The sequence below is a fragment of the Jejuia spongiicola genome, assembly GCF_023502325.1.
Taxonomy (GTDB): domain Bacteria; phylum Bacteroidota; class Bacteroidia; order Flavobacteriales; family Flavobacteriaceae; genus Wocania_A; species Wocania_A spongiicola.
Genome location: NZ_JAMFLZ010000001.1, coordinates 827,998 through 840,377, shown reverse-complemented (window position 1 = coordinate 840,377; position 12,380 = coordinate 827,998). Strand labels below are relative to the sequence as shown.

At 31.7% G+C, this 12,380-nt stretch carries 7 protein-coding genes; 1 reads left to right on the top strand and 6 read right to left on the bottom strand.

Annotation, left to right across the window (positions count from 1 at the left end; translation table 11 throughout):
- Nucleotides 1–5: 5 nt before the first annotated feature.
- From M3P09_RS03840 to M3P09_RS03815, 6 genes are all read right to left on the bottom strand, one after another.
- Entirely contained in the window at nucleotides 6–1,979 is a 1,974-nt protein-coding gene (locus tag M3P09_RS03840) for a putative porin (RefSeq protein ID WP_249972096.1), read from the bottom strand.
- 151 nt (nucleotides 1,980–2,130) lie between these two features.
- The gene (locus M3P09_RS03835; RefSeq protein ID WP_249972095.1) at nucleotides 2,131–3,759 is read right to left on the bottom strand and encodes an aryl-sulfate sulfotransferase; all 1,629 of its coding nucleotides are present in this window, start codon (nucleotides 3,757–3,759) and stop codon (nucleotides 2,131–2,133) included.
- A 109-nt stretch (nucleotides 3,760–3,868) separates the two neighbouring features.
- Nucleotides 3,869–4,597, bottom strand: a complete 729-nt coding sequence (locus M3P09_RS03830) for a hypothetical protein (protein ID WP_249972094.1) — start codon at nucleotides 4,595–4,597, stop codon at nucleotides 3,869–3,871.
- A 118-nt stretch (nucleotides 4,598–4,715) separates the two neighbouring features.
- Nucleotides 4,716–6,656, bottom strand: a complete 1,941-nt coding sequence (locus M3P09_RS03825) for a S8 family serine peptidase (RefSeq protein ID WP_249972093.1) — start codon at nucleotides 6,654–6,656, stop codon at nucleotides 4,716–4,718.
- A gap of 144 nt (nucleotides 6,657–6,800) precedes the next feature.
- A complete protein-coding gene (locus M3P09_RS03820; protein ID WP_249972092.1) occupies nucleotides 6,801–8,240 on the bottom strand; it encodes a RagB/SusD family nutrient uptake outer membrane protein in 1,440 nt (479 codons plus the stop codon).
- 14 nt (nucleotides 8,241–8,254) lie between these two features.
- Nucleotides 8,255–11,404 carry a SusC/RagA family TonB-linked outer membrane protein gene (locus M3P09_RS03815; RefSeq protein ID WP_249972091.1) on the bottom strand — a complete coding sequence of 1,050 codons (3,150 nt, stop codon included), beginning with the start codon at nucleotides 11,402–11,404 and terminating at the stop codon, nucleotides 8,255–8,257.
- Nucleotides 11,405–11,687: 283 nt separating this feature from the next.
- Here M3P09_RS03815 and rnhB point away from each other — a divergent pair, with 283 nt between their 5' ends.
- Nucleotides 11,688–12,287: a ribonuclease HII gene (gene rnhB, locus M3P09_RS03810; RefSeq protein ID WP_249972090.1), complete on the top strand. Its 600-nt coding sequence runs from the start codon at nucleotides 11,688–11,690 to the stop codon at nucleotides 12,285–12,287.
- Nucleotides 12,288–12,380: the final 93 nt, after the last annotated feature.

Below are 12,380 nucleotides of genomic sequence, written 5' to 3'. Positions count from 1 at the left end.
TTACTTTATAAGAAGAAGTTCCATACTACTCCGAAACGCACAGTAAAGTCTCGATATGGATTGTTTGGTGCTGCGAAATAATTGTAACCTGTAAATGCTGAATTGAAATGCTCGGCTTTTATATAAATTCTTGTTTGACGAATTTTTGCATTTACAAAGAAATCTAATCGTGGGAATCCGCCATATTCTTTATCGGTTTGTACATAGAATTCTGCCAACAATGGATCGTAGCTATTCATATTATACTTTGTGAAGTAATTGAATGTTACACCTGTTTGTAAGTACATGGCTTTTTTAAATACGTGACTGGAATAATACAATGTATTGCGCGTAGTAAGCTGCGGAACGTTTAATATATTATTATCGTCTTGTACGTTTTGATATAATAAGGTATTCTGCAGTGCAAATTTGCCAACTTTTATTTCTTTGTCTAATTTAACTCTTAAATAACTTATTGTTTCGGTATTTTGAAATGGTTTGATTGGAACAAATTCGCCATCTGGAATTCCTGTTGCATCTCTTTTAAAATAGGTATAGTCGTTTATTGTTGAATAATCGACAGAAATATCAGCTATTTTTTTTGATTTTAACTGAAATGCTAATTGTTGGGTTTCTGTATTATTAAAATTGTTTCGCCAATTATAGTTTGTGTAGTTACTTTGATATAACAGCACATTATAATTTGGTGCTTTGGAACTGTGATTTATTGATGCTGTTGCTGATAAATCGCTATTTAGTTTAAATGTAGCATGTGCCTTTAAAAAATTTCCATCGAAATCTCCTGAAACATTTATTCCTAGCTCACCAAATAATTCAAACTTTTTAAATTGCTTGCGGTATTTTCCTCCAGCTGAAAACACATCGCCTTTTAATCTATTGGTTATTGTATTACCATTTAATACTACCACCTTGTTGTAACCATAATTATAATTATTACTGCTTACATTAAATTGTAAATCGCCAATAATATTGTTACTATAATTTAGTTGAAGTTGATTATAAAAATTTTCGAGTGTTACACGGTCTCTTTGGTTCGAACTTGCAAAAGCACTTCCAAAATAACTTGTACTTACACTAGTTTGATCGTATTGGTACGATTTATCTTTTAAAGATATAATATGACCTATGCTTAATTTATTTTTTGAAAGCGAGTCTTTTTTTCTGATAATACTATAATTATGCTCTAAATGAAACCGCTTTCCTCTTAATATATTTTCAGCATTTTCGAAATTTACTTCTAAAATTGAGCGATCTAAAAATTCCTCGACTCCATTTTCAAAATTCTCAATCATATCATCTCTTAGCCCCCCATTTTCTTGATTCAACAAGTCTTGCATTACTATATGCGCTCTTGCTAAGTAGCGATTGTTTTTAGTTTGATAGTTTGTTGTAAAACGAAAATTCCCTGTACTTGTTAACAAGTGCTGGTATTTACCTAAGGACCGAAGGCCTTTGTAAGCTATTGAAAAATTTAATTGAGGCGATGTGTTAACTGTGAAAAAAGAATCGGCAAGTTGCCCTTGCTCAAAAGCAGATTTATACAATAGCTCTGTTAATGGTGTTGGCACGCGATAGTAATTAACATCTTCTATCTCCATATAATTAAAGTGCCTTGCTCTTGCACCAAAACTCGGCATTAGGCTAGTGTTTTCAAAATTATACGTTAGGCTATTGTAGGTTTGCCCTAAGTTTGAAAAAGGTATTAAACCAAAATTGTCTTTTCGTAAATAATTAAACTTGTATTCTTTTCGAATGGTTAAGGTAGTATCTACAAATGTTGTATCGTTTTTATGGGAGATAATTAAATAGTCTGATATTTTAGCTTTTTCTTGCTTAGCTCCTCTATTATTTAAATCTGGATTTAGAGAGTCTTGCTTTCTTAAGCGCTCCATTTGTTCTTTTGATAGTTTAGGTTTTGTTTGTGCACTTACATTATTAAACAAAAACACCAAAAAAAATACTAAAATTAATCTTATCATAACTTAATTTTCCACAGCAAAAGTAATTATTTGAACGCTAATTTTAAGTAAATATTTTAAATAAAGAAAGCCAGCTAAAATAGCTGGCTTTCTTTATTGCTTTATATTCGATAAATATACCAAACAAAAGTAACTTGTAATTTTGAAGAAACTATTGTTTAACTATTTTTTTACTTATTGATTTGTCTTTAAAATTAATTTTCACAAAATAAATGCCTTTAGATAAATAACTAATATCAATCTTATTAGAATTATAGTTGCTTTGTATTTTTTTACCAATTACATTATATACTTCGATTCTATCTATATTGTGTTTGGACTTGATATTTAAAATATTTTTCACTGGATTAGGAAATATTTTAAGGTCAGCAAATTCAGCATCTTTAGTACTTAAAATTGAACAAGGCTGTAAACTAGCTCCAGTTTCTATTGTTCCTTGTGGTGTTAAATCTCTCCCTGTAAACGCGGGATAACTAAGTTCGTATTTAAAAGCTCTAAATGTTAAGTTACCTAATGGTGTATCTCCTTGAGCTATTATATCTCCATTATTTCTTTGAGGATTAATATATTCCCAAACTTTATTTTTTAGATTATCTATTTCAAATAAATAACCAGAATCTGAATCACAAATCAAAGTATTTCCATTGGGAAGTCTTTGAGCACTAGACATTATCCTTGAAAAAAAGTCAGTGAGAGTAGTTGGATCTTGATAAGACCAATCCAAATTTGTTGGTCCATAAGGGGCGCCAGTATAAGTATAGTTTCCACTCATATCCTTTTCAGGACTTATTATTTCTACTGTAGAATACTCGGTAGACCTACCGAAACCGTTATTAAATAATAAAATCTTACCTCCATCATTGTAAGTACTCGGAATCCAATGTGGCGTATGTTGTCCAAATAATTTTTGATCTGATTCTAATCCTTTTCCATAAGCAAATGGGTTCCCCCATCTGTAAAGTATGTCTCCTCCTTTATTTCTATTTCCTCCAGAATGTAAAGAAGCTTCTAATGTTGTTGTTGAATGATCTATTATATATATTTCATTCATTTGTCGTGCGCTAATTATAATTTCGTCTAGGTCTTCGTTATATTGAATTGAATTACAATGCAACCAATTAGCTTTTTTATCAGAGGTCCCCAAATAATTAATATCTAACAATTGCGGGCTATTAGAGACTACTCCAAAATTATCTTTGGTATTATCAAAGTCTTGGATTAAATGGTCCCAGATGTTCCATTCCCATACAATACTAGCTCCTCCATTTATTAAATCTGGCGCAATCTCAATAACTTGTTCATTGTATAAATCTGCATCATCTAACAATGCAGGATCTCTTCCTGCTTGTATAGCTTCAGCTGCAGTTTTTTTTGTTAAAGCGAGTATTAAAATATTTCCGTTAGACATAGGGTATATATCATGATGCTGAGTCAAGCTACTTGAAGAGTATGTGTAGCTCCAAATTACATTATCATCCCAATCTATTTTTTCAATAATTCCACCTATACCAGGAATTGATATATCGGTATTTTCTATAACCCCTGTTCTTAAGATACTCCCATCTTCTAAAAGGTATACAGATTTTCCATCAATGTAATTACTAGTCCACTTATTAATTATTTCTCCACAATTATTAATTAAATAAGTAGACTTATGACTTGTAAATAAGGTATAGCCATTATAAGCTTCAGCAGAATTGCTAATTATGCCAACCGTATTTTGAGAGTATAAATTAGCAATAATTGAAACAATAGCGAAAAAGATATAATACTTCTTCATAGCAGTTTAAAGTATTAAGTTAAACAGTATTATAAAAATACTGATGTAAATAAAAAAGTTCAACAATTATATTGCTGAACTTTTTATATAATAAAATTGTTTATTCTTATTAATTACTTAAAGTAAATTCTGTTGCTTCAGATGCACCAAAACTTCCTCCAGTTTTTATAACGTTTCCATTATTTGTAAGCGTATAAGAACCATTTCCGTAAGTACAGCAAATACCATCAGAATACACATCATAAATAGTAAATGTATATGTACCGTTTGGTAAACAGAATTTATGAGAAGCATCTGTTTGACCACCAGCATATGCTGCTGAGTAAAGTACTGTTCCAGATGAATCTTTAATATCCCATGATGTTTCAGCAGAATAAGAATCAAAAACTATGTCTAAAAAAGTTTCTGGATTTGGGCATACCTGCTCTAAATTTAATGTAATAGGATCTCCTACAAATAAACCTTCAGAATCCATAAACTCTAAAGTTAATGTGTCTCCGTTAGGATCAATACTCGCTCCATCAACATCAACATTAAACACTCCAGCATTACTATTTGCAGGCACTGTTACTGAAGCAGGCACTGTGTAAGTTGAAGCACTAGCCGATGTTTGATCAGCTACAACACTAATTGTAAATGATCTATCTGCACTTGCTACTTGAGATGTAAATATTTTTACTTCTTGTGATGCAGTTCCTGTCGGGTCAACGCCAATATTGAATCCAGTCTCAAAAGAAACATAATCAATATTAGAAATGGCAATAACATCTTCATTTTTCTCACAGCTTACAAAAGCAATTAGAGAAACAAACAGAAAGAATAAGTTAATTTTTTTCATAATGTAATTTTTTAATTATTTATTGAGTTAGTCAAGCCAAATATAATATTTATTTTATAAATATCATATTCAGAATCGTTTATATATGCAGTATCTGCACAGTTTTTAGTTATAAAATTTATTCGATAACAACTTTCTTATTAAAAATTGCGTTACCGTTCTGGATATTTAAAAAATATACTCCAGAATAAAATGCTTTTGTATCAATTGAATGATTAATCTTTGACGATGCTTCTTTTAAGCTTTTCTTATATACTTCACGTCCTTGTAAATCATACAAACGAATTGTAGATTTTTCACTTTTAGAATCAAAGTTTAAATTTAACTTATCATTTGTTGGATTAGGCCAAACCGTTACATTAGATATTAATTTATCTGATACGCCTAATGTTAAATTAGCTCCTGTTAAAATTAAAGAAAATGCTTGAGAACCATTAGTTAACGTTCCTTTATGAGTTACCGTTAATGTATAATTTCCAGCTACAGAAGTGGCAATATCAATTCTTTCAATATTATCAACATTATTATCTCCTTTAATGGCAGCAGCAGCTACATTAGTATTATCTAACTTCCATGGAGTAAAAGTTGTAGCGCCTGAATCTTCTATTCTTAAATCTAAATCATTAACTAATCTAGGTGTTAAAACATTACCTGGGCTTGAAGATGTATCTCCTGCAGGGTCTGTCCAACAAATGGTAGCACTAATTGGTCCTGTTCCTGCTGAAGAGAATTGGTATGTATATGTACCACTATTATTTAAGGTTAGCTCATCTATTTTAGCTGTTCCATCATTATCATCTTTAATTGCATTAGCTGCATCTTCAGCGTTAAGTAAACCCCAGCCAAAAACAGGATCTGGTCCTACTTTATTTCCGCCATCAATTGCTGTATGACAAACCAAGCCTTTTAATGTTGCAGCTCTCATATAATTTGAGTTTAGCTGATTATAATACTCTTGTAGTAATAAACAAGTTCCAGCTACATTAGGTGATGCCATTGATGTGCCTGAAAAAGTTGAGTACTCTGTGTTCGACCCAGATGTTGGTGAGTATACATTAGTTCCATCACCTGCAATATCTGGTTTAATTCTAAAATCATCAGTAGGCCCTTGGCTACTTCCTGAATTTATTGCTAAAACTGTTATTTCTCCAGTCGTTGCATTAAAAAATGGGTTTGCATTTGCAACTACCAAATTATTTTTAGCGGTTTTATTTCCTGTTAATTTATCATAACCTGTACCCAAACCTCCAGTATATGTATCAGTTCCTTCATTACCAGCAGATTTTACAGCTAAATAGAATGGAGAAGAGAAGGCTACTTGATCCCATGTTCTAGCATTAGCTGTATAAGCTCCAATATTAGCAGCTGTGATTTGCTGTGTCCCTCCGTTTGTAAATATAGGAACACCGTAAGAATGATTGGAAATCAGTAAGCCGTTTGAAGCTTCATTAAGAGCTTCAGTATCATCTATAGTCCAATCAAAAGATCTCAAAGTTGCTTTAGGGGCCATTCCTTTAGCACTTGCATCTGCTCCTTTACCCATTAGAGTACCAGCTACATGTGTTGCATGATCACTTATTGGTCCAAAAAAACCTCCAGGAAATTCAGGATATTCAACTCTAGATTGTGGAACTATTTGATCGTCCTTAAATTCATCATGAGTACCACGCACGCTTTCTTCATCCCATACCCCAATATTCATATTTTCTCCTTCCAAACTTAACCCCAAGCTTCCTCCAGGTTGTATTCTATTAGTTTTCGTACCAATGGCACTATTTACATTGTGGGTTGTTCTATAAATAGGGTTCCCATCTACAATATCATAAATATCGTAAGTTTTACCTTTATTTTTATACTTTCTACCAAGTGCTTTATATGATTTCAAATAATTTTCAATCCTGCTTTCTCTTTCTAAATACTTATTAAGTAACTCAGCTTTAAGGTCATCTATATTTTCTTTATTATAAGTTTCAGTAATTTTTTTTATTTCAGCATCTGTTTGCGCCGCTACTATAAAACCAAATAATAACAATAAACTAAAAAGTAGTTTTCTTTTCATTTCTTATTTATATAATTCATTAATAAAATAATTTTTAATGGTTGGTAAAAAATTAGTTAATTATTAATCTATAAAAAAAATGGAGTAGTTTTTAGTGCTTAAAAACTACTCCATACTATATAATTTATAAATTAAGACTAGTCCTTAGTTATTGATAGACTCATCAATATTAGGATTAGCATCAATTTCTTTTTCTGGAATTTTTAAGTAAAATAATTCGCTATCAGCTGGTACAGTAAGTACAACTCTATGCTCAGGATCTCTTACAATAGCACTTCTTGTTCTTTTAGCATCAAACCATTCAACTCCAAATTCTCCATATAACTCTTTACGTCTTTCAAGTAAAATCTCATCCATAAGAGCCGCTCCAGTACTTGTAGATTTTACAGCACTACCATCTCTAGCAGATTGTAAAGCAAATAATAAATCTTGTGCAGGACCGTCATTACCCATTCTTGCTTGAGCTTCAGCATCAATTAATACCATTTCAGATTTTCTCATAATTGGTAAATCAGTATCAAAAGTAAATGCAAACTTTGTTGTAATAAATTCTCTGTAAGGAGTAGAAGAACCATAAATATCGAAAAATAATCTTCTAACATCTGTAGCAGCAAACTCAGAAACAAAATTTGTATTTACATAAGTTGCTTGATAAGATAGTGTTAAGTGATCTGTCATTACGTGTGGTGCCGCATAAAAGAAATTAGTTTCATTAGCATCTTGGTACATACCCCATAACCATTCTTGATCTCCTAAATCAGTAAAACCTGCGCCCCAGTTTGTAGATACAACAGCTGATGCTGCATTACCTCCGTAAGCTGCTCTAGCAGACGAAGAAGCTAATGCCCAATCATCTTGAGTCACTAAAAGCACACGAGATAAGATACCTTGCGCTACAGCTTTATTAATATAACTTTTTCCTAAACGTGAATCTGGTAAATCAGCGATTGCCGCTTTTAAATCAGATAATATTAAAGCATATACTTCGCTAGTAGGACTTGTTGGATTACCTTCAGAAGCTCCAGTTGCTGGCTCAGTATAAATTGGTAACCTAGAAGCCGAAGGATCTGTAGTATAATTAGGTGCGAACTCTAATGCTAACTGAAAATAATGGAACGCTCTTAACGTTTTTCCAACTGCAATAAACTCTCTTTTAGATACATCATCTAAAGTACTGTTTTCAACACCTTGAATAAGAACATTCGCTTGGTTAACATTATCATAGTTATAATCCCAGTTAAAGATTGTACGTCTATAATTTGGCTCTCTATTTTCATGTCCATAATCAAAACGATACCAGTTTGGTGATTGGATAATATCATTACCTTTTACTGTTCTAGCAAAATACATCGCATATAAACCTCCAGTATCAACTGTAGTATACTGCGCTCTAAAGTTTCTTAGAATACCAGTAATATAAGACTCTACAACAGCACGATCAGCAAATACTACATCAGCAGTAACACCATTTGTGTTTTTTGGTTCTTCTAAAAATTCTTTTTGACAGCTCGTCATCAATGCGAAAGCTGTAAACATAAGGAGGAAACCTCTCTTTATATTTTTTAAGTTAAAATTACTTTTCATCTTTTTCTTTTTTTTTAAAATTGTAAAATAGCACCAGTTGTAATAGTTTTAGCTAACGGAGATCTGTTATTTGTTAAACCATTAAAAGCCTGTTCTGGATCAATTCCTTTATGCGATTGCCAAGTTAAAATGTTATCAGCTTGCAAGAATAATCTTACTTGACTGAATCCTATTTTTTCTAATACTGACTCAGGTAAGTTGTAACCAAAAGTTAAACTTTTCAATCTTATATAATCATTTTTAAATAAAAATCTTGTAGATCTAGATGAATGATTATTGTTTCCTGTTAATAATAAAGGATAATCTGTTATATCTCCAGGGTTCTGCCATCTATTAACTACATCTACATGATGATTAGATCCTGGATTTTGGAATTGATTAATCAATCCTGAATAATCAGAATCTAATAAATATCCACCAAAGCTAAAGTTAGCTAAAATACTCAAGTCAAATTGCTTATATCTAATTGTGTTAGTAAAACCACCATAAATATCTGGCAATGAAGACCCTTGTTGGTAACGTGTTGCTTGGTCATTATCTTTAGTCGTAACTTTATCAATAACATTACCATTTGCATCTAAAACATCCATATACCACATACCGAATCCGTCAGCAGGATCAACTCCAGCCCACTCATCAATATAAAAATCAAAAATAGAATTACCAACTTTCCAAAGTTTAGACCCATTGATAAATTCATCTTGAGTTAACTCTGTAATCTCATTTTTATCTAAAGAGAAGTTAATTCCAGAAGACCAGCTAAAGTCATCAGTACTAACGTTTATAGAATTAAGCGTTACTTCCCATCCTGAATTCTTGATACTACCAATATTAGTAGTAATTTCAGAAACACCTGTAGATGAAGGAATTGGTTTATCATAAATTAAGTCAACCGATTCTTTGCTATAATAATCTACAGTACCCGAAATTGTTCCGTTAAACAATTCAAAGTCCACACCTATATTTGTAGAAGATGTTTTTTCCCAGCTAATAGTAGGATCTGCAACACCACCTAGTAATACACCAGTATTACCTTCGTTATTCCATCCTAAATTAAACACAGATTGGTATGGGAAATAATCTTGCGCAAGAGGGTTAGAACCAGAAATGAATATTTGATTATTTCCTAATTCACCATATGATCCTCTAAACTTTAAATACGTTAACGTATTACTATCACTTAAAAAACCTTCATTAGATACTATCCAAGAACCACCGACAGAGAAAAAGTTACCCCATCTAGTTTCTTCAGAAAATCTTGTAGATCCATCACGTCTAAAAGATCCTTCTAAGTAATACTTCTCATTAAAGTTGTAAGTTAATCTTCCTAAATAACTATTTAATCTTTCCATAACTGTATTACCTTCAACACTTTCTGGGCTTGTTGCACCGTCTAGCACTTCTACATTAGGTAAAAATCCAGTTCCTTGAGCTCCTAAATCGTCAAATTCAAAAGTGTAGGCTTCAGTTATAAGGTCTGCAGAAAAATTATGATTTCCAAAAGACTTAGTGAAATTTAAAGATTGAACTGCATTTAAAGTAGTTGTAATATCTCTATCTTGATCTACTCTACCACCAAGGTTTGTAGCAAAACTAAATAAATCATCATCAAAACTAAATGAATCAAATAAGTAGTTTTCGTAACTAAGATTAGTTCTAAAAGTTAATCCTTCAAATAATTTTATCTCTGCAAAAGCGTTACCTAAATAACTTGTACGTCTTCTATTTTCTCTACCCAAGAAAATACTAGCTAATATGTTTTCACCACCATTTGAAGGTCTAACATTATTAACTGATTGCCCTGGAGTAAATCCATTACCTAAATCGTAAAAAACATCACCAGCAGTATCTCTTAACAGCTGACCATTACCATCTCTTGCATATACAGGATATACGTCTGATACATTATATATCCAAGAAATAGCTTGTGTTGTACTTCCAGAAGTTTGATCTGGAGTTCCAGAAGTTGAACGAGAAAAACTTGTATTAAAACCTACTTTGAATCTTTCACTTACTTGTGATTCTAAATTAACACGAGCTGAAATTCTTTCAAAATTAGACTTAATCACTGGTCCTTCATCATTTAAATAATCAAAAGACATAAAGTAAGTAGATTTATCATCACCACCAGATAAGCTAATGTTATGATTTACTCTTAATACATCATTTCTAATCACTTCATCTTCCCAACTATTTTCCCATAATTTATTAGCCGTAGTTAAGTTACCATTAGCATCTACAGGGTTTGCAACGTTGTAAGGGTTATATCCAAAATAATCTACAAGACCATTTGATGCATTTTGAGCCGCATCAGTTGCAGATTGACCTAATACAAATTGATTAGTATTTTTTAAAGCCTCCCATGTATATCTGAACTGGTCATCAACACTTGCCAAATCATGCAAACCTACCGTTGGGTTAGATAAACCAATTTGAGATCTGATTGTAACCTTAGGTGCAGAATTCTTTCTACCTTTCTTTGTTGTAATTACAATTACACCATTAGCACCTCTAGATCCATAAAGTGATGTAGAAGATGCATCTTTAAGAACAGACATTGATTCTATTTGGTCCTGACTTATAGCGTTAATGTTTCCATTATACGCAGCCCCATCTAAAATAATAAGTGGCGCAGCAGATGCGTTAAGACTACCAAAACCTCTAATACGTATAGTAGGGTTAGTACCAGGTTGTCCACCAGCGGTTATAAGACTTACACCAGGAACAGCTCCTTGTAATGCTCTTAATGGCGACGTTACTTGTTGATTTTCAATTGTAGTACTTGATACAACACCAACAGAACCTACAATTGATTGCTTAGTTTGTGTACCATAAGCAACAACTACAACTTCATCTAAAGCAGCTACATCTTCATCTAAAGACATATTAATTGTATTGCTTGCTCCGATAGTCGCTTCAGCATTCTTCATTCCTATAAATGAAAAAACAAGAACTTCACCAGCAGATCCACTAATGGTATACTTACCATCAAAATCTGTTTGTGCTCCCCTTGTCGTTCCTTTTACTATTACGCTTACTCCAGGCAATGGTAAACCATCAATAGATGATGTTACTTCTCCCGAAATAGATTTCTCTTGTGCATTAGAGAATTGAATTGAAAACGCCATTATTAGCGTTAACAACCATGTCAACTTTAATTTCATATAACAATTATTTTGAGTTAGTCAACCACAAACATCTTAATAATATATTAAATAAACAAAGAAATACCTTAAAAAAATGTTAAGAGAAGTAAGAATTAACATTTAGCATAATACGCATTTAACAAAAAAACAAACAAAATATTTAATATTACATCAAAATACATGGTAAAAATTCCGAATTTAACAACAAGCACTGTGATTTTCGCAAAAAACAACATAAATATATTATGTGTGCATAATAATTACCCATAAAAATTATAGATTTGACAATATTTATATATAAATGTTGCTAAATAATTACTCAAGCAAGGTGTTGGAGTGTGGAACTGACGAAGCGGGACGAGGCTGTCTTGCTGGACCTGTAACTGCTGCTGCGGTTATCCTTCCTCAAAATTTTTCTAACCATATTCTAAATGATTCTAAGCAACTTAGCGAAACAAAAAGAGATAAATTAAAACCTATTATAGAAACCGATGCCTTAACCTTTGGAGTTGCTCATGTTTTTCAAGAAGATATTGATACCATTAATATTCTTAATGCTTCAATTTTAGCTATGCACAAATCAATTGACAAACTTAAACAAGTTCCAGAATTTATAATAGTTGATGGTAATAAGTTTAAACCTTATAATAATGTATCATACAAAACTATTATTAAAGGAGATAGTAAATACTTAAGCATTGCCGCTGCTTCTGTTTTAGCAAAAACATATCGTGATATTTATATGAATAAAATTCATGAAGAATTCCCTATGTATAACTGGAAAAAAAATAAAGGATACCCAACTAAAGAGCACAGAGAAGCCATTAAAAAATATGGTATAACAAAATATCACAGAAAATCGTTTAGATTATTACCCAATCAATTAAAATTAGATATTTAGGTTTATTGTAATAATCCTAGTTTACTTTATAAGACTTTCTATATTTTTTAAAATGAAAAATATGTAGGTTTGTAAAAATTAATTACTTGCATG

Coding starts and splice junctions, on each gene's coding strand:
- M3P09_RS03825 (WP_249972093.1), bottom strand. CDS start 6,656: ATGAAAAGAAAACTACTTTTTAGTTTATTGTTATTATTTGGTTTTATA.
- M3P09_RS03840 (WP_249972096.1), bottom strand. CDS start 1,979: ATGATAAGATTAATTTTAGTATTTTTTTTGGTGTTTTTGTTTAATAAT.
- M3P09_RS03830 (WP_249972094.1), bottom strand. CDS start 4,597: ATGAAAAAAATTAACTTATTCTTTCTGTTTGTTTCTCTAATTGCTTTT.
- M3P09_RS03820 (WP_249972092.1), bottom strand. CDS start 8,240: ATGAAAAGTAATTTTAACTTAAAAAATATAAAGAGAGGTTTCCTCCTT.
- rnhB (WP_249972090.1), top strand. CDS start 11,688: ATGTTGCTAAATAATTACTCAAGCAAGGTGTTGGAGTGTGGAACTGAC.
- M3P09_RS03815 (WP_249972091.1), bottom strand. CDS start 11,404: ATGAAATTAAAGTTGACATGGTTGTTAACGCTAATAATGGCGTTTTCA.
- M3P09_RS03835 (WP_249972095.1), bottom strand. CDS start 3,759: ATGAAGAAGTATTATATCTTTTTCGCTATTGTTTCAATTATTGCTAAT.